The organism is Secundilactobacillus folii (genome assembly GCF_009720675.1).
In the GTDB taxonomy this organism is placed as follows: domain Bacteria; phylum Bacillota; class Bacilli; order Lactobacillales; family Lactobacillaceae; genus Secundilactobacillus; species Secundilactobacillus folii.
In genome coordinates this window covers 36,241-54,933 of sequence record NZ_WNJO01000013.1, presented here as the reverse complement: position 1 = coordinate 54,933, position 18,693 = coordinate 36,241, and the positions used below count along the sequence as shown (strand labels likewise).

Genomic DNA, 18,693 nt, shown 5'->3' with positions numbered 1-18,693 from the left:
TTCGATGACTACTTTTTTTGTTTTTTCGATTGCTGTTTAATTAGACACCTAATTAAACCTTGCTGTTCTTTTTTAACGTTAAACACCTCTAGCATTCATTTTATTATAGATGTATGATTATTCCGTTAAATCAATCTTATAGGGAGATATACATTATGAAATTAGTAACCAAGATACTCAGTACAAGTTTGGTATTGGGAATAGACTTCGTAACCGTGGCAATTGCCAAGCCAGTCAACGCTCTCGCAGCCTGGCAAGATCACTATCGAGACAAAATATACTTAGTGCGTGTAAAGAAAGCAACTAAAGCAGAAAAGGTTAGAACAATTGGGGGTTCTGTGGCATATCGTACAGTCAAAAGAGTCACTTTACATAAAGGTGAAGTGGTTAAAACGTGGTATCGAACACAGGGTGGATTTATGTGGATGTTAGAAGGTGGTAAGCACGGGAAATATAATAGCAATTATCACTACAGTTGGAATGTAAATTGGTCGAAAAAATCATTTAAGGTCGTAAAGACCTATCGTGCATAAGGTCTACCTTTTAAAGAAAGTCATTGCGAAATGAGAATAGCAAAACCATTTGTATATATTAAAAAACCCGCCTTCTGAGCCATATTTTAAAGCTCAGAAGGCGGGTTTTTAATCGTGTGAAAATCAATATATATCATGCCAATTGTCATCATCATGCGAGTGCATTGCCCAACTATCTAGCCAGCCATTATCATAGCCGGAATCCCAGCTATCATCGGTGGGGGTATCAGCATTGACACCCAAAAGCCAAAATACAAACCGCATGATCATCAAAACGACAATAATAGGAATGAGCCATATTAATAATAGTTCGACTCCGGACCAAATAATCGCCCAAAAACCAGCTGTCACGTGGGCAAGCCATTTAATAATTGGCTTCAAAATCTCAAAAAAGAATAGAAAAGTTCCACCAACTGTAAACCAGTGGTAAGACGCTTGTTTTTTCTTGAAATGGTGTCCCTGTGCCATGATACCACCAACCTTTCTGGGTTAACTGGCTATGTAGAGTAATATGATTATTTATTGTCATTTTGATTTTCGCTTGTTGCTTTGATTTAAAAAACCCGTATTTTAACCATTTGAATATTTTAGGTTCAAAGTTTTTACGACTAGCAGAAATACATATTATCAACCCTTATAGTTATTTTAAACTGTAATAGTTGAATTAATTCTGACTTGCTTGTTATGAACAAGTTAATCATCAATTTCAATCAGCAAATTCACGCATATCAAATTATACTGAAAATAGCATTATTAACTGAGGTATCCGAACTGAATTTATAGTAAAAAATTCCAATATGATTATTCTGTACAACTTTTGCCATGTCACTCGTATTTTTAAATGTTTATTAGTGAATATTTTGTGAACTAGAATCAGTAGTAAGTTTGTCTGTTAGTTGAACTATGTTTGTTTTGCTGTTCTATACTATAGTACAGGTTGCAGATTTAACCATTTGCTTTACCTACATATAACTCCATAATTTCAGTATAACAGGGTATACGTAAAGTACAATATTATTTCTGACGCGTGACGGCTAATTTGGGACAACTTTTCTGCAACTAGTTAAATAAAGTTTTATTTGTTGCTGTCAAATTATAATCACAGTTCCGAAATCAAATTACAGAGGCATATTATAGAAGTACCATGTTAGTTTGTGGTTCATTACTAAATTCTCAATAGAGAAAATTTGAGAAAAAGCGCTATCTGAAGAACATCTGATTTAATGACCTTTCATCGTAATCCTCTCTATATTTTTTTGGAGCATTCCAAGTTTTAAACGCTATTTGATATTCTCCTTGATTGTTTGATTAATTCCAGCAAAATTTATTTATGACATTTCAAAGTATCCTACCTTGACTGGGTATCAGTCCTTAACATCTCAACTATACTTAGCTTCTTTATTTGTAACAATCATGAAATGGATTTACCAGCCTTGCAATGCCTAATTTGTCTGCTAACCTGAAAGTCTGCATACACTTCATTAGCAAACTATCTTTCAGAAATTGTCAGTAATCTACTGAACAATTTCTATTGACAAAGAAACCGTTTTCAAAGTAAACTTAAACTGTTATATTAGTTTGCTAACCAGAACAAATGAATGCTAAGAATAGCATTCGATTAGCTGAGTTGTGAAGAAAGGATGTATTTGAATGTCTACAAATAGACCAAGTCAAAAGTATACGAATGAATTTTGGACTGCCACTTCCGGAGATTTAACCCAGAAACGGGAACCACTTAGTACACCAAAGTACTCATCAAAGCCTGACCAAGCTATACCAATCGTAATTGATCCCGCAATCAAACAACAGGATTGGATTGGGGCTGGAGCTGCATTGACGGATTCTGCAGCATCTCTGATTTGGCACTCCCAAAACGAAAAACAACGTGATCAATTACTCCATGAACTTTTTGATCCAGATCAAGGCGGTTTCTCAACACTTCGGATTCCCTTAGGATCATGTGATTTCCAAAGCCAGGAATATTATACGTATGATGACGTTCCATTTGGTGAACAAGATTATAAACTGGAACATTTTTCAATCGGTACCGGCAAGCCTGGAGCATCGGATGCAACTAAAGACTTAAAGTATATTGTGCCAGTTTTGCAGAAAATTCTAGCAATTAATCCGGCTGTAAAAATCATTGCCTCTCCTTGGTCTTCGCCTGCATGGATGAAGAACACAGGCCATTTAACTCATGGCGGGCGTTTACGATTTGGCGAATTTACAGGGAATGGTTATGATCCCTTTATTGATTCGTTTGAAGGAGTCTATGCTAATTATTTTGTAAAATACATTGAAGAATATCAAAAATTGGGGATTCCAATTTACGGTGTGACTGTCCAAAATGAGCCTTCTAATGCTTCACACTGGCCATCGATGGTTTGGACTCTTGATGAACAAGCAGAATTTGCTAAAACATATCTTCGTCGAGCACTGGACCAATCATTTCCGTCTACTAAGATTTTTATCAATGATGATAGCTTACATGCTCTGGACACACCAATTAGCGAACATGTTTCCCCTGAGCAGGCGGCTTCAATCGACGGGTTAGCTGTGCACACGTATGCAGTTCCATATAATAATTTATTCAACGGTATTCGTCGTTATCCAAACTGGCAGTTAGTTATGACCGAACGTCGTTGCATGATGGAGGAAACTCCAGAAGATGCTGCACATATTATGTTTGGTTCGATTGGTAATTGGTTAGTACGTCATGGTCTTAGTATGATTACTTTGTGGAATTTAGCGCTGGACGAACGCGGTTTACCAAATGCTGCAGATTCAACTGGTCGCCGTGGGGTGGTCACTATCGATCATAAAACGGGTAAGGTCCAACGGAATCTTGAGTATTATATGTTGCGAAACTTTGGCCAAGATGTTCCAGTCGGTGCAACCGTTGTCCAATCTTCTAACTACACAACAGATGGCATTAAAGGTGGTCTTGGCTCGGTTGCATTTGTAGCAGAGGGAAGCCTGACAGCCCACTTATATAATCCTTCTAGTGAGCCGATTACAGCAGCAGTTACCGTAAATGGCGATGGGGCTGCTTGGCAAACAGTTGTGGTTCCAGCATGGGGAACAGTCAGTTTGCATAAATCAGTTCATGAGATTAACACTTCAAAAATTCCTGAAGATGATTCATTCCCATTAAACCCAACGCCTGCTAATAATTATAAATAGTCGGTTGACAGATTTTACTGAATACTTTTTTGTTTATAATTTCAATATTTTTAATTTAAAAAAGAGCAATCAACGTTAAATCTCACGCTGGTTGCTTTTTTCATATTTCCCAAAAGTTCGTGCAAGCCGCTTATCGGATTTGAACCGATGACCTCTTCCTTACCATGGAAGTGCTCTACCTTCTGAGCTACAGCGGCATTTATATTATACTACATGAACTTGAAGCAATGCATTTCTTCTAGAAAATGAAAATTAACTAGTCAAAATAAACCGAGCGTAGTATACTTATAAAGTTGGTATTTTATCAAGGTATCGGGAAGTAGCTCAGCTTGGTAGAGCACCTGGTTTGGGACCAGGGGGTCGCAGGTTCGAATCCTGTCTTCCCGATTGTATATCATAAAAGGCTTGGATTCTTCGAGTGAGTAAGATATGCTTTTTACAAATATGCTTATGCCGGAGTGGCGGAACTGGCAGACGCGCTGGACTCAAAATCCAGTGTCCGTTGAGGACGTGTGGGTTCGAACCCCATCTCCGGTATATTAAAAGGGAACGTGCATGAGCACGTTCCCTTTTTGCCTTTTAAGCAATGAAAAGTTGATAGTAGCCCACCGCAGCTAGCGCCTGGGCAGTATTGATCTTTCCCTGTTTAAGGAATTGCAGGACTTCGTTAAGACTGACAAGCTGGACATTCACGTACTCGTCAGCATCAAAATGAGTCTCGGTTTTGTTTTGCGGATCAAATTTGAGCAGCATTAGCGCAGCTGTTTGATCCATAAAGCCCTCAGAAGAAGTGATGGTGGTCATTACTGTAGCCGAGTCAGCAATAAAACCAGTTTCCTCTTTGAACTCGCGTTTGGCAGCATCTTCTGGTGACTCACCTTGGTTGATGATGCCAGCAGGCAACGAAACTGAATCCGCATTGATCCCGACTCGGTACTCGCTGGTTAACGCAACCTGATTATCCGGAGTCACCGCTAAAATCGTAATTGTTGGATCAGTATGAATCAAATCACGTTCGACAGTCAGACCATCTGGCGTGTCGATTTGAAGTTGATCGACCGCGAAGACTCGGCCTTGATATTGACGCTGACGCCGTTTAATTTTGCCAGATTGATGCCAATTTTTAAACATGTGCAAGATTTCCTTTCAGGTTCGTGTTATATTCTAATTAGTACTGTGTATAGCAGCACCATTTTACTACAAGAGGTGGTTCAAGTGAACTTCATTGGAACATTATGCCTCCTATTAGTTTTAACCACTTTTGCAGGGCACTTCTCGACCCGTCTTGGTATTCCATCCGTGATCGGTCAAATTCTGGTTGGTATCTTAGTTGGACCGGCGATTCTTAACTGGGTTCAGCCAACTCAGATACTGAGTATTTTTTCAGACATTGGGGTTGTCCTACTGATGTTTATTGGCGGATTGGAAAGCGACTTGACGCTGTTACGGCGCTTCTTTAAACCAGCCATTGTGGTAGCGTTGAGCGGCGTTATTATGCCGGTGGTTCTAATGGGCGGCGCAGCAACTGCATTTCACTATTCATTGTTCGAAGCAACATACATAGGTGTTATTTTTAGTGCAACGTCAGTTTCGATATCAGTAGCAGTTCTTCGCGATTACCACGCTCTGGATACCTCCGAAGGGGCAACGATTCTCGGTGCAGCTGTTGCCGACGATATTATGGGTGTTATTTTACTGTCGATTATGATCAGCTTGATGGGTACGCAGGGATTAAATACAGCTGGGTCGCACACGAATTTAGCGTTGATACTTTTAGAACAGCTAGCCTTCTTTGGTGGTACATATTTGGTTGTGCGCTGGATTGCGCCATACCTGATGTCGCTTAGTGAACGAATGTTGATGAACGCTAGTGTGACGATCATGTCAATGGTAATCTGTCTCGCGATGGCTTGGTTATCTAACGCTGTCGGGCTGAGTGGGGCTGTTGGCGCCTTTTTTGCCGGAATTGCTGTCGCTCATACGCCGTATCGTGAAGTTGTCGAAGCACACACCGAGCCTATCGGTTATGCGGCCTTCATTCCGTTATTTTTCGTTGGGATCGGGTTGAGTATGTCATTTCGCTATTTAGGACAATCCTTGTGGCTGATTATTGTCATGACTATTCTAGCCTGCCTAAGTAAATTGTTAGGTTGCGGTCTGGGTGCCCGTTTAACCGGGTTTGGCAACCACAGTAGCTACGTGATCGGTACCGGCATGATCTCTCGAGGTGAAATGGGCATGATCACTGTTCAGATTGGGTTGCAGTCTGGCTTATTGTCAAACGCGACGTACTCTAAGATGGTTTTAGTCATTATTTTAGCGACGATGATTGCACCATTCATGCTGAAACAGTCACTGAGAACCGGACCAAAGCAGCAGGCTAGACAAGTGGCAGTAAAAAGTGACAACTGAGCTAAGTGCTTTTTTGAATGAACAGGGACATTCGATTAATTTTTTGAAATGCATTAGTGCATCAACAAAATTGGCCATAAATTAAAGCGGCAACCGATTTCCTTTTGAGGGGGATTCGATTGCCGCTTTAGTAGTTTTAATTTGTTAATTCGTGTTCGATCTCTAATACTGAATCAGGCATCTTTTCTGAAGCAATCAATGGTGAAACTGGACCGATACTCATTAATACCAGCTGGTGCATTGCACGAGTCGCAATGGTGTATAACGTACCGGTAAATCGGTCATCGGGGAAATTAGTAGCTGAGACATCCCAGGCGATCACGGCGTCAAATTCCAAGCCTTTTGCGAGGTAGATTGGCATGACAAGTGTGCCCTTGGGCAGCGATAGGTCAGCATCCGTCATTAATGTCACATCATCGTTTTCGAAGTGCAGTTTTTGGTAAACCTGATGGGCTTGTTGCAGATTCTTTGTGAGGATCGCGACCGTACCGTTATCCGCGCGTAGATCGGCAACTTCTTGTATCAAGGCGTCTAAACCGCTATCTAAATCGTAACGAATGACCATCCGCGGCAGTTTGCCTGGACGATTAAAGGCTTCAATTTGATCACCATCAGGTAATAGGGCTTTGGCAAACGTCGTGATTGGCAACGTGGAGCGATAGGAACGGTTCAGTTTTAGGAGCCGCGGTCGGCGAACATGAAAGGCTGACCGCAAGCTGGTCAGTAACGCTTCCGGAGACTGCACAGCCTTAAAAAGGGCTTGTTCAGCATCACCAAGAAAAGTCATTTGCGCCTTTGGGAAGGCGTGGTGAAGATACTGCAACTGAGCAATCGAATAATCCTGCATCTCATCCACAAACAGGTGTTGCATGGCGTGATTTTGGCCACCACCGGTCAAAATATCACGCATGTAAAGGAGTGGGGCAGCGTCGACGAGGTCGCACTTATGAAATTCGATGTCGTGCATGAACCGCTTCTTACTGTCAGCCATTGCGTGGGGCGCAACGTCTTCTGGTGGGGTGACCGTGTCCATGAAGTCGGCATACTGGCTATCAATATCTAGGAAGTAATTATTGTAAATGGCATCGTAAACTTTTCTCAGCCGACGAGTCACAATTTTGCGGGCAATGTAGTTGGTCTCCGCATCCACTTCTTGAAAGTCATAACGCCGTTTTGATCCCAATAATTCATGATATTGTTCATCGGAGAGCTGATCGATTTGTTCGGCGACCCAGTCAGACTGAGCTTCCTGATTGATCCGGTGTTTCAAACGTTTGATCAAGATATTCTTGGTTCTTAAAAAACGTTCTGCAGGTTGCAGCTTGGGTAAGTCTTGATAGATTTTTTCGATTTCGGCTTTATTAAAGAATATCCGACCATCAAAAAAGATGTGGTTAAATTTGAAGTGCTCAGGTGCTAAGTGCTGACAATAATCAGCAACTTGGTGCATATAAGCAGACGAAGACTTAAAGTCTTGTAGTGCTTGTTGCTCGAGGGACAATTCAGCATCTTTTTCATAGCGGTCAAAGAGTGACTCAACATCGAGGCCTTCCAGGCGCTGTGAGAGAAATTCAGCTAGTGTGACCTGACGCATATTACGTTCGCCTAAACTTGGCAGCACGTCTGAAATGTAGTGGCTGAAAAGTTTGTTAGGTGAGAACAGCACAATTTGATCGGCCTGCAATTCCTGTCGACTATGGTAAAGCAGAAAAGCAATCCGCTGGAGGATGGCAGAGGTTTTGCCAGATCCGGCAACTCCCTGCACCACTAGTAGGTCAGAACGAGTATCGCGGATGATATCGTTTTGCTCGTGCTGAATGGTAGCCACGATATTTTGCATCGTTTCGTCATTTTGCTGACCAAGGACGTGTTGCAGTAACTCGTCGCCAACAGTTTCATTGGTGTCAAACATACTTTCAATGTGGCCGTTTTGAATCAGAAACTGACGCTTTTTCTTAAGTGAAGTCATTTGCTTGCCGGCCGGGGTGTCATAAGTGACATCACCTAACGTCCCGTTATAGTAAATGGCTGAAATTGGTGCCCGCCAGTCGTAGACCAGAAAGTTGGATTCGTCATCTGTGAAGGAGGCTGTGCCAATGTAAAGTTTTTCCTGTTCTGATTCACCGGGATCTTGAATATCAATACGACCAAAGTAGGGTGATTTTTGCAGTTCCTTATAAACGTTTAATTGACCTGCGATGATCTGTTCATTTTCAATTAGTCGTGAAGCAAGAGCCCGTTGCTGCTGCAGCTCGGCTGAAGTTTCAATTCGGTCGTCAACTTCAACGTAGTTTACGGAAGTATTGGCACTGTAATTTTCCTGTACCAACTTCATTTCCGAACGGGCTTTGCTATATTCCATAGAAACCGATTTAACTTTAGCGGCAATTTGGTGAATCACCGAATCAACGCGCTTTTGTTCTACTTTTTGTTCATGTGATTCCAAAGAACCGCCTCTTTCGTTTAATGTGCTTGAACCATTTTAGTGTGCTTAACCAAGGTTGTCAATCGGTATTACTCAATCGATGTTTTCACTTAAACCCTGCTATTTTTTGCATGCCGAATTAACCTTAAACCACCAGACAATTTTGACATTCCAGCAAATATTGCTTAGAATAGTAAGCATTAAATAGTAAGCATTGAATAGATGATAATTCGTCAGTGCGTACGCTAGCCGTCACGTAAGAGAGACCGAGAAAGCTGAAATCGGTCACGATGGCTGCTTTGGAGCTGACTTGTGAATTAAGGGTGCCTCCGTATCGGCGAGAGTGGTGACTTTTTGGTCACAATTAGGTGGTACCGCGGTTGACGTCCTATTGCATGCGCAATGGGACGTCTTTTTTTATCCGGTAGCATCGCGATTGATACGAGCCTGACAACTGAAAGGATGACGATGATGAGTAACAAGAAAATTATATTAACGGGTGACCGCCCAACTGGTAAGTTACATATTGGACACTACGTTGGTTCATTACAGAACCGGGTCAAATTACAGAATTCCGGTGATTATGATTCTTTCATTATGATTGCTGACCAACAGGCTTTGACCGATAATGCCCGTGATCCAGAAAAGATTCGTAATAGCCTTATTCAGGTCGCCTTAGACTACCTAGCCGTTGGAATTGATCCTGAAAAATCAACGATTTTAGTCCAATCACAGATTCCAGCTCTCAGTGAATTGACCATGCACTACCTTAACCTCGTCACTGTGTCACGTTTGGAACGGAACCCAACGGTAAAAACTGAGATCAAACAGAAGAATTTTGGCCAAAGCGTGCCAGCCGGATTCTTCATTTATCCAGTTAGTCAAGCTGCTGATATTACGGCCTTTAAGGCTACTACGGTTCCCGTTGGTGAAGATCAGGAACCGATGCTGGAACAAACACGCGAGATCGTTCGCAGTTTTAATAGCATTTATGGTGAGGTACTGGTTGAACCAGAGGGCTACTTCCCACCAGAAGGTGAGGGCCGAATTCCTGGCTTAGACGGGAACGCCAAGATGAGTAAATCCTTGAATAACGCGATTTACCTGTCTGATGATGCGGATACCGTTCAAAAAAAGGTCATGTCAATGTACACTGATCCGACTCACATTCACGTTGAAGATCCTGGTCACATTGACGGTAATACCGTGTTCACTTACCTGGACATTTTTGATAGTGATACGCAAAAAGTTGCAGAACTGAAGGCACAATATCAACATGGCGGCCTTGGAGATGTTAAAATTAAAAGGTATCTAAACGATGTTCTTCAAGCCTTTCTAGACCCAATCAGAGCCCGTCGTCAACGGTACGCTCAAGATATTCCTGGTGTTTACAAGATCCTTAAAGACGGCAGTGAAAAGGCTAACCAAGTGGCTAATCAGACACTTAATGAAGTCGTCAATGCCATGGGATTAAACTATTTCGGTTAATCAAACTCTGAAGGCGACGTTTTTGAGGAACTTTGCTGTTAAGTAGAAAGGAAGTTCGGCATATGGATAATTTAGTGATCGTTGATTTGGGCTCTAATTCGGTTCGGATGACGATTAATGAGATTCGGCCGGACAGAACCTTTCGTGAAGTTAGCCGTTTCAAAGAAGATTCACGCTTGTCTGAGGGCATGGGTTCAGAAAAAGTATTACAGGAACCAGCCATCAAGCGAACCTTGTCGGCGTTGCAGCACTTTAAGGAACGTTACGAAGATTTGCCTAATTTGACGGTCAAAGCAATTACAACGGCCGCTGTCCGTCAGGCAATTAATAAGGAAGACTTTTTACGCCGGGCTGCCAATGAAGTTGGTCTGCATTTTGACGTTTTATCCGGCGATGATGAAGCCTTTTATGATTATCTAGGCGTCATGAACCGGCTGCGGGTCGAAGATGGCTTGATGCTTGACATTGGTGGCGCTAGCCTTGAAATAGTCGACATTCGGTCTGGTAAGGAAGCTAATTTAATCAGCATTCCTTTCGGTGCCGTTAACCTTTCAGAACAGTTTAAGCTCGCAGATCGAATCGACGCTGCCGATTTCTTTGAGGCCACGATCTTTTTGCGGCAACGGTTAAAGGATATCTGGTGGCTCAATGAAGCCAAGAACAAACCGTTTATCTTACTGGGGGGCGCTAACCGCTCCCTTGCCCGGATGAGTCGGCGGCAGCAGCAGGTTTTACACGTTGAGCAGATTCACGGCTACCAGCTTGCCACGCAGGAAGTATTTCGCCTGTTTAGCATGTTGCTGAGTAAAAATGGCGCTGAACGACGGCAGATTTCCGGCCTTGAACCAGATCGCGCCGACATAATTGTTGGTGGAATCATGCCATTAGTGCTATTGTTGCAGATGTTGGACTCCGACCGGGTGATTTTCTCGGAGAGCGGGGTACGTGAAGGCATTATCAACGCGTATCTAAATCAAGATTATGAATAAGGATAGGTAAGCATGAAACCTGCATTTTCACACTTTTACAAGCGGACACCTGCTGAACGGCTAGCAATTTTAGCCAAAACAGTGGGACTGTCTGATGATGAGCAACAGACCTTAGCAACTCGTGCGGCGGATGGGGATGCGCCGTTACTGATTGAAAATTATTTGACCGCGTATCAGTTACCAGAAGGCGTAGCGGTCAATTTTCGCGTGAACCAGCACGATTTCATTGTCCCCATGGTAACGGAAGAACCCTCCGTGATTGCCGCTGCCAGCAACGGGGCAAAGCAGTTAGCACAGGCTGGTGGCATCACAGCCACGTTGCGTTCGCGGCTGCTAACGGGTCAAGTGGTTCTGAGCGACGTGAAAGTGTTTGCGTCCATTGATGACTGGGTGGCACTGCACCAAAGCGAATTGCTGGAGGTTGCAGCTCAAGCCCACCCGTCCATCGTTAAACGCGGCGGTGGTCCTCGCAAGGTCAGCGTTCGTGATTTGGGGGAGGGCTTCGTGTCCGTTGACTTAACGGCTGACGTTAAAGCGGCGATGGGTGCAAACATGATGAACACCATGCTGGAAGCCATTGCACAGTTGATTCAAAACAAACTGCATCATACGACGTTGTTTAGCATCCTGTCCAATGCGGGTGATCAAAGCTTAGCCACGGCGGAGGTCTCAATTCCGGTCACACAGCTAGGCACGGATACTGCAACGGCGCAGCAGACTGCGACCCGCATTGCCCAGGCCAGTCGTATCGCCCAACTGGACCCGATGCGAGCGGTGACCCATAACAAGGGGATCATGAACGGGGTTGACGCGGTGGTTATTGCCATGGGTAACGACTGGCGTACAATTGAGAGCGCCGCCCATGCATTTGCCGTGCAAAACGGGCAGTACCGCGGGCTGAGTCAATGGCGAGTCGATGGTGATCAACTGGTTGGCAGCTTAACGTTACCATTACCAGTTGGGACAGTCGGCGGTGCCACCAAGGTGCTGCCACTCGTCACGATCAATCAAAAAATTGCCCAGGTTGATTCACCAGAAACATTGATGAAGTTGATCGTTGCAGTGGGGCTGGTACAGAATTTTGCAGCGCTTAAAGCTTTGGTCACGACTGGGATCCAAGCCGGACACATGAAAATGCAGTTGCGGTCGCTTGCCATGTCAGTGGGCGCTACGCCGGAACAGGTTCCAACCCTCGTCAAGTTGCTGCAACAGCAAGCTGACCCCAATGAAGCCGTTGCCAAGCGGCTCTTAAATCAATTAAAATATTAATCAAATAAGTCTAGATTAGGAAGTAAGGGAAGACGACCATGCAAAACATTGAAATTAATTCTGAAGTTCAATCTTTATTGGATGCAGTGAATAAACTGTTCCCAGGAAAAGTTGAACTGCAGTTTATTGGTAAATTGCAGAGTGGCTATGTTCGACATGATCAAGCACAGGCTGTTCAGGATAAGGATCAGATCATGGTTCAAATTAGTGATCTGACGGCACCGAATTACACCGCGTCACACGAGTTATTGCACATCTTAATGACTTTGAAGGGTTTTCCACAGATCTACTTTGCCATTTCTACCGGTGAGACCCAGTTAGACCAGCAGCTTATGATGCTAGGCACCGAACTGTACGATACGGTCAGCCACTTAGTTGTCGTCAGTGAACAGCGAAAGCACGGGCTGATCGATGATGAGATTGAAGCGGACTACCTCAAAGGGATTCAAGCTACGATCACGCCGGAACCCGATCCAGTGGATGATAAAATGACGTTGCGGTTATTGACGCTGACTGATGCATTAGTCTTTTACGGCGACGGCAACCAGCAGATTAACGCGCAATTAAAAAAGGATTATCCGACTGCATTTGCCGCCGCTAAAAAACTGTATGCGCTGATCACGGAGAAGCCAGTTGATTCGCCATTCACGCTTCGGCGCAACATTGTGAAGCTTTTTAAGGCTTTTGATTCTCAACTACAGGACTGGGGCTTGCCACCAATCAACATGACCGAGTTCGCTACCATTTCTAACGTCGTTTCTAAACGGCAGTTGCGCTTGGAAGTGCGTCAGTTGTTTGAACTTTACCATTCCGACATGGTTGACATTAAGTCCAAACGTCGTGCGTACGTGGGCATTAACCGAACGGATGGGCAGAATTCCTTTGTCATTTCCGCACCAACCAAAAATAATGATACGCCAGACTACTATAAAGCGGTGTATGCACTATCGGTGGAAGAACTGTTTAAGAAACTTGAAATGCCGTATATTTTACGGTAAATCCATGAGGAGGGTTTGCTGATGGATGAAACGATTCAAAACGCGTTTGAACAATCAAAACACATCGTTTTTCTAACTGGTGCCGGGGTCTCAACACCGTCTGGGATTCCTGATTACCGGTCAAATAACGGTTTGTACACGCATCACAAGAATGCGGAATACTATTTAAGCCACACGTGTTTAACGCAGGAACCAGCCGTTTTCTACGACTATGTTAAGACCAATTTATATAAGCCAGATGCTAAACCAAACGTGATCCACGAAAAGCAGGCCGCTTTGACGCAGCAGGACCGCGCCACTATCGTCACGCAAAACATTGATAACCTGTACCGTGAGGCTGACGCCAAGCACCTTGTGGAATTTCACGGTAATCTATACCGCGTCTACTGCCAGAAATGCGGCCAGCAAGTAGATTGGCACCAGTATCTAAAGAGTTCGGTTCACGAGGGCTGCGGTGGTCAGTTACGGCCAGATGTGGTTTTGTATGAGGAGGGGCTCAACGAGCAGAATATATCAAATGCAGTTTCAGCGATGAGTAATGCTGATTTGATCGTCATCACTGGGACCTCGATGCGCGTCTATCCGTTTGCCGGTTTGCTGGACTATCGTAATCCGATGGCGCCAGTGATCGTGATCAACAACGAGCCACTATCATTTCCCTTTCACTTTGAAATGGTGCAAGAAGATGCGGCGAAGTTTTACGATGACCTAAAAGTTTAAGTGCTATTTGTTTTGACGGCCGGTTTTACCGGTCATACATAGGAGAGGGGTGTGACACAGTGGGAAAAGACCGCTTAGAGGCGTTTACTGACGGTGTGATGGCAATTATCGTGACCATTTTAGTGCTGGAAATTCCGGAACCGGACGGCACCACGTTTGCTGCATTATGGCCACTGCGGTATAAACTGATGTTATACCTACTCAGCTTTTTGACGGTCGCGGTTTACTGGAATAATCATCACCACCTCTTTCAAATTACAGAAACAGTGAGTGGCACGGTACTCTGGGCCAATAATTTATTCTTGCTAACGATCAGTTTAATGCCTATTGCGACTGCCTGGGCGGGCACGCATATCGATTATTTTGCGCCGGAATTCACCATGGGAGTCATTTTTCTAACTGTTAACATCAGTTTCTTTTTGCTAGTCCGGTCGCTGGTATCCGCCCATGAGCGTGATTCCGCGTTTACTCAGTTCTTTGGCCGTGGTTATTTTAAACCTTGGTTTTCAATGGCAATGACGCTGATTGGTATTTTACTGGACTTTGTTTGGCCACCGTTTGTTGCCATCTTCGCGTTTGCCAACTTAGTCCCTTGGATTATTCCGGATCATCGAGTTGACCATTATTTGAAAAATAATCCTTCCTAGATCAGCAGTAAAGTGAGGTGTCAATTGTGATCACCATCGGATTAACAACTTGGACGGAACATCCAGCGCTGATTCAAAACGTCGACCGGCCAGTTAAACTGGCTGAGTACGCGGCGGCTTTGCCAGTGGTTGAAGTCGATACAACTTTTTATGGAATTCCCAAAGTTAGTACGGTCGAAAACTGGCAGAGACAGGTTCCTGCTAAATTCCAGTTCATTGTCAAGGCCAATAAACTGATGACTAAGCACGACTACGGTGAGGAAACCGCGTCAGATGAGGAGCGTACCCAGGCGTTTACAGCCTTTCGCCGCATGGTTCGACCACTCGTGAAAGCCCATCAGTTGAAGGCCGTCTTGTTTCAGTTTCCACCCTTCTTTCAGCGCACAACTGAAAGCTTGCAGTGGCTATTTGAAGTCCGTGACCAGATGGCTGACCTCCCAATTGCCGTTGAATTCCGGAATCCAAGCTGGTATGATCCGGCGTTAACGGATGATTTAATGCGCTATCTAAAGGGCCTTCATATGACCCACGTGATTGTTGATGAACCCCACCGGCTAAATGACGGCGTACCGTTTACACCGACAATTGCGGATGATCAGCTAGCATTACTGAGGCTTCATGGCCGAAACGAAAAGGGCTGGTTTGACCGTGGTCAAGATTGGCGGGGTAAACGGACGCTGTATCAATATAGTTCCGAAGAGTTGGCATCCTTTGCCCAAACAGTTCGGAAACTTGAGCCTCAAGTTAAAGAAGTCTGCGTGATTTTTAATAACAACTCGGCTCACGATGCCGCCCCCAATGCTTTGACATTCAAAGACCTCCTGCATTTATCATGGCACGGCTTAGGGCCACAGCAGATGAGCTTGTTTTAACGGTCAATAAAATTTATAAGATGAGTCGAAGCGTTTTGGAAATGTTTACCACCCATTTGCATTTCATTAAAACCCGGCTATCATTAACCTCAACGCGATTCTAGCAGAGTTAATGACGCCCGTGCGCTTCCTCCGCTTAGCGCTTTATGCTATACTGTTAGAGACTTTTTAAACTATTTTAATAATCAAATTTAAAAATAAAAACTATCGAAAGGGGCCTGTTGATAACATGACAGAAACCAAACCAACGTATTACATCACTACACCGATCTACTATCCATCTGGTAAATTACATATTGGTAACTCCTATACCACGATTGCCTGTGACGCCTTAGCTCGTTACAAGCGTGAGACTGGTTATGACGTGTTCTTCTTGACTGGAACGGATGAACACGGCTTAAAAATTGAGGAAAAGGCGGAACAGCTTGGTACCGACCCCAAGAGTTACGTTGATGAAATGGCAGCTGGCATTAAAAAGCTCTGGAAGAAGTTGGAGATTTCCAATGATAAATTCATCCGGACGACGGATGATTATCATGAAAAAGCCGTTCAAAAGATGTTCCAGCAGCTTCAAGACCAAGGTGATATTTACCTTGGTGAATATGAAGGCTGGTATTCAGTTGATGATGAAGAGTACTTTACCGAAACCCAACTGGCCGAAGTTTACCGTGATGACAATGGTAAGGTGATTGGTGGTAAAGCACCAAGCGGTCATGAAGTGCAACTGGTAAAAGAACAGTCATACTTCTTTAAAATGGGTAAGTATGCTGATTGGTTACTGAACTATTACAAGACGCATCCTGATTTCATTAAACCAGCAACCCGAATGAATGAAATGATCAACAACTTTATTAAGCCTGGTCTAGAGGATCTAGCGGTTTCTCGGACTACCTTTACTTGGGGTGTACCAGTAAAGTCTGATCCTAAGCACGTGGTTTACGTCTGGATCGATGCCTTGACCAACTATATTACTGCACTGGGCTACGAAACTGATGATGACAGCCTGTTTAAGAAGTATTGGCCGGCTGACGTACACATGGTGGGTAAGGAAATCGTTCGGTTCCACACTATTTACTGGCCCATTATTTTGCACGCCCTTGGTTTGCCGTTGCCAAAGACCGTCTTCGGTCACAACTGGCTCTTGATGAAGGACAGTAAAATGTCGAAGTCAAAGGGAAACGTAATCTATCCCGAAACGCTGGTTGACCGTTACGGCCTTGATTCAGTTCGTTATTACCTGATTCGTGCAATGCCTTTCGGAAATGACGGCTCGTTTACGCCGGAGGATTTTGTTGATCGTCTCAACTACGATCTAGCAAACGACCTCGGTAACTTGTTAAACCGGACCGTTGCGATGATCAATAAGTACGAAGATGGTGTTGTTCCTGCCTATCAGGCCGGAGTCACTGATTTTGACGCCTCTTTGGAAGCTACCACTGTTGAAACCTTAGCGAATTTCCATCAGCAAATGGATGATCTTCATTTGTCCGATGCACTGGGTGAGATTTGGAAACTGATTGCGCGGACGAATAAGTACATTGATGAAACTGAGCCATGGATCTTAGCTAAAAATGACGATGATGATAGTCGCGCCAAGCTGGCTGCAACAATGGCTCACCTGGCTGCCAGTCTGCGGGTGATCGCTTATTTGATCAGTCCAGTTATGACCCACGCACCGAAAGAAATTTTGAGCCAGTTAGGCATGAGTTTTGACCAGGATATTAACTTGAAAGATTTAGCTCTGGCAGATTTGCCAGCGAACACTAAAGTCGTTGAAAAAGGAACACCGATCTTCCCTCGGCGAGACGCTGATGAGGAAGTTGAGTTCATTGCCAATCAAATGACCAAGTCAGACAAGAAGAAGGGTCGGGCCGCAATGGAAGCTGCTAAGGAACAGGCCCAGACAAATAACGGTGTTTGGAATCCTGAAGATACCGAGTTGAAGTCTGCCAAGAAGCAGGTTCGTTTTGAAGCCTTTGATAAGATCGAACTGAAAGTTGCTGAAATTATTGATGTTCAGCGCGTCCAGGGTGCCGATAAGTTATTGCAGTTCCGGTTGGATGCCGGTGACTCTGATGACCGTCAGATTTTGTCTGGGATCGCCGAATATTATCCAGAGCCAAAGGACCTATTGGGTAAAAAGGTGCTGATCGTCGCTAACTTAAAGCCCCGTAAGATGCGTGGTCAGGTCAGCCAAGGCATGCTGCTGTCCTCTGAAGACAGCCATGGTAAAGTTCAGCTAGTCACGGTTCCTGACAGCCTCGAAAATGGCTCAACAGTTGAATAAATAACTGAACTTTCGCATGGTGCGAGAGCCGAAATCCGAATCTTCAGATCTTTGAATTTTCGGATTTTTGTGTCAATGCAGGAGATATAATTATGAAAATATTTGATTCACATACGCATTTAAATAGTCCCGAATTTATTAACGACGTCCCGCGATATCTTAAGCAAGCTGCCGACTTAGACGTCGACAAGATGACCATCGTGGGGTCAAACACGGAATTGAACCGTGACGCACTTAAACTGGCGCATACGTACCCGCAACTCTACGCTGCGGTTGGCTGGCATCCAGAAGATGCTAAGTTTTATGACGCTAATGCAGAAAAGGAATTAGAAGAACAGCTCGATGAAGACCGCGTCGTTGCACTGGGCGAAATTGGGCTTGATTATCATTGGGACAGTTCCCCGCAAGATCTGCAGCGTCGCGTTTTTAAACGGCAGATTGAAATTGCTAAATCGCATGGTTTGCCCATTGTGGTTCACAATCGAGATGCATTTGAAGATACCTACAACATCATCAAATCAGTCGGCATTCAAGATACTGGCGGTGTGATGCACAGCTTTAATGGTGACCCCGAATGGCTGAAGAAGTTCCTTGACTTGGGAATGATGATTTCTTATTCTGGCGTCGCTAGTTTTAAGAATGCTCATGAAGTACATGATTCAGTTCGGGCAACCCCACTTGACCGGATGATGGTGGAGACTGACGCGCCTTATTTGACGCCGGAACCCCATCGCGGTGAACAAAACGAACCCGGTTTCACCCGCTACACCGTTGAAGCAATCGCTAAAGAACGGGAAACAACACCGGAAGAAATTGCGGCTGCCACTTGGTCCAATGCCCATCACTTTTTTGGCATTAAGGAGTCCTAGA

General features: G+C 44.3%; 15 protein-coding genes and 3 tRNA genes. 14 read left to right on the top strand and 4 right to left on the bottom strand.

Going from position 1 to position 18,693, the window contains the following annotated elements; translation table 11 throughout:
* The first annotated feature begins 155 nt into the window (after positions 1-155).
* On the top strand, positions 156-533 hold the full coding sequence (locus tag GM612_RS10135) for a PH domain-containing protein (RefSeq protein WP_155432248.1): 378 nt from the start codon (positions 156-158) through the stop codon (positions 531-533).
* A 123-nt stretch (positions 534-656) separates the two neighbouring features.
* Here GM612_RS10135 and GM612_RS10130 read toward each other — a convergent pair whose 3' ends face one another.
* On the bottom strand, positions 657-1,001 hold the full coding sequence (locus GM612_RS10130; protein ID WP_155432247.1) for a hypothetical protein: 345 nt from the start codon (positions 999-1,001) through the stop codon (positions 657-659).
* Positions 1,002-2,183: 1,182 nt separating this feature from the next.
* On the opposite strand from GM612_RS10130, the gene GM612_RS10125 reads away from it, so the two are divergent.
* Complete coding sequence (locus GM612_RS10125) at positions 2,184-3,716, top strand: glycoside hydrolase family 30 protein (protein ID WP_155432246.1); 1,533 nt, start codon at positions 2,184-2,186, stop codon at positions 3,714-3,716.
* Positions 3,717-3,840: 124 nt separating this feature from the next.
* Here the strand turns inward: GM612_RS10125 and GM612_RS10120 are convergent.
* Positions 3,841-3,913, bottom strand: a tRNA-Thr gene (locus tag GM612_RS10120).
* A 116-nt stretch (positions 3,914-4,029) separates the two neighbouring features.
* Between GM612_RS10120 and GM612_RS10115 the strand changes: the two genes are divergently transcribed.
* Positions 4,030-4,103, top strand: a tRNA-Pro gene (locus tag GM612_RS10115).
* Between the two features lie 65 nt (positions 4,104-4,168).
* Positions 4,169-4,253 (top strand) — tRNA-Leu (locus tag GM612_RS10110).
* A gap of 42 nt (positions 4,254-4,295) precedes the next feature.
* Here GM612_RS10110 and GM612_RS10105 read toward each other — a convergent pair.
* A complete protein-coding gene (locus GM612_RS10105; protein ID WP_155432245.1) occupies positions 4,296-4,847 on the bottom strand; it encodes an NUDIX hydrolase in 552 nt (183 codons plus the stop codon).
* An 84-nt stretch (positions 4,848-4,931) separates the two neighbouring features.
* Between GM612_RS10105 and GM612_RS10100 the strand changes: the two genes are divergently transcribed.
* Positions 4,932-6,128, top strand: a complete 1,197-nt coding sequence (locus tag GM612_RS10100) for a cation:proton antiporter (RefSeq protein ID WP_343031887.1) — start codon at positions 4,932-4,934, stop codon at positions 6,126-6,128.
* Between the two features lie 136 nt (positions 6,129-6,264).
* Here the strand turns inward: GM612_RS10100 and helD are convergent, their stop codons facing one another.
* The gene (helD, locus tag GM612_RS10095) at positions 6,265-8,574 is read right to left on the bottom strand and encodes an RNA polymerase recycling motor HelD (RefSeq protein ID WP_155432243.1); all 2,310 of its coding nucleotides are present in this window, start codon (positions 8,572-8,574) and stop codon (positions 6,265-6,267) included.
* A gap of 450 nt (positions 8,575-9,024) precedes the next feature.
* Here helD and trpS point away from each other — a divergent pair, with 450 nt between their 5' ends.
* The 9 genes from trpS (at position 9,025) to GM612_RS10050 (ending at position 18,692) form a co-directional block, all read left to right on the top strand.
* Positions 9,025-10,041: a tryptophan--tRNA ligase gene (gene trpS, locus GM612_RS10090; protein WP_155432242.1), complete on the top strand. Its 1,017-nt coding sequence runs from the start codon at positions 9,025-9,027 to the stop codon at positions 10,039-10,041.
* A 62-nt stretch (positions 10,042-10,103) separates the two neighbouring features.
* Entirely contained in the window at positions 10,104-11,030 is a 927-nt protein-coding gene (locus GM612_RS10085) for a Ppx/GppA family phosphatase (RefSeq protein WP_155432241.1), read from the top strand.
* A gap of 12 nt (positions 11,031-11,042) precedes the next feature.
* A complete protein-coding gene (locus GM612_RS10080) occupies positions 11,043-12,299 on the top strand; it encodes a hydroxymethylglutaryl-CoA reductase, degradative (protein WP_155432240.1) in 1,257 nt (418 codons plus the stop codon).
* 38 nt (positions 12,300-12,337) lie between these two features.
* Positions 12,338-13,297: an IpaB/EvcA family protein gene (locus tag GM612_RS10075; protein ID WP_155432239.1), complete on the top strand. Its 960-nt coding sequence runs from the start codon at positions 12,338-12,340 to the stop codon at positions 13,295-13,297.
* Positions 13,298-13,318: 21 nt separating this feature from the next.
* Positions 13,319-14,017: an NAD-dependent protein deacylase gene (locus tag GM612_RS10070; protein ID WP_155432238.1), complete on the top strand. Its 699-nt coding sequence runs from the start codon at positions 13,319-13,321 to the stop codon at positions 14,015-14,017.
* A gap of 59 nt (positions 14,018-14,076) precedes the next feature.
* A complete protein-coding gene (locus GM612_RS10065) occupies positions 14,077-14,664 on the top strand; it encodes a TMEM175 family protein (RefSeq protein ID WP_155432237.1) in 588 nt (195 codons plus the stop codon).
* A 26-nt stretch (positions 14,665-14,690) separates the two neighbouring features.
* Positions 14,691-15,536, top strand: coding sequence for a DUF72 domain-containing protein (locus GM612_RS10060; protein WP_343031886.1), 846 nt, complete (start codon positions 14,691-14,693; stop codon positions 15,534-15,536).
* 229 nt (positions 15,537-15,765) lie between these two features.
* Positions 15,766-17,823: a methionine--tRNA ligase gene (metG, locus tag GM612_RS10055; protein WP_155432236.1), complete on the top strand. Its 2,058-nt coding sequence runs from the start codon at positions 15,766-15,768 to the stop codon at positions 17,821-17,823.
* A gap of 92 nt (positions 17,824-17,915) precedes the next feature.
* Complete coding sequence (locus GM612_RS10050; protein ID WP_155432235.1) at positions 17,916-18,692, top strand: TatD family hydrolase; 777 nt, start codon at positions 17,916-17,918, stop codon at positions 18,690-18,692.
* Position 18,693: the final 1 nt, after the last annotated feature.

Bases quoted from the DNA above. Each gene is read 5' to 3' on its own strand.
- GM612_RS10080 (WP_155432240.1), top strand. From the start codon at position 11,043: ATGAAACCTGCATTTTCACACTTTTACAAGCGGACACCTGCTGAACGG.
- GM612_RS10105 (WP_155432245.1), bottom strand. From the start codon at position 4,847: ATGTTTAAAAATTGGCATCAATCTGGCAAAATTAAACGGCGTCAGCGT.
- GM612_RS10070 (WP_155432238.1), top strand. From the start codon at position 13,319: ATGGATGAAACGATTCAAAACGCGTTTGAACAATCAAAACACATCGTT.
- GM612_RS10135 (WP_155432248.1), top strand. From the start codon at position 156: ATGAAATTAGTAACCAAGATACTCAGTACAAGTTTGGTATTGGGAATA.
- trpS (WP_155432242.1), top strand. From the start codon at position 9,025: ATGAGTAACAAGAAAATTATATTAACGGGTGACCGCCCAACTGGTAAG.
- GM612_RS10125 (WP_155432246.1), top strand. From the start codon at position 2,184: ATGTCTACAAATAGACCAAGTCAAAAGTATACGAATGAATTTTGGACT.
- metG (WP_155432236.1), top strand. From the start codon at position 15,766: ATGACAGAAACCAAACCAACGTATTACATCACTACACCGATCTACTAT.
- GM612_RS10075 (WP_155432239.1), top strand. From the start codon at position 12,338: ATGCAAAACATTGAAATTAATTCTGAAGTTCAATCTTTATTGGATGCA.
- GM612_RS10130 (WP_155432247.1), bottom strand. From the start codon at position 1,001: ATGGCACAGGGACACCATTTCAAGAAAAAACAAGCGTCTTACCACTGG.
- GM612_RS10050 (WP_155432235.1), top strand. From the start codon at position 17,916: ATGAAAATATTTGATTCACATACGCATTTAAATAGTCCCGAATTTATT.
- GM612_RS10085 (WP_155432241.1), top strand. From the start codon at position 10,104: ATGGATAATTTAGTGATCGTTGATTTGGGCTCTAATTCGGTTCGGATG.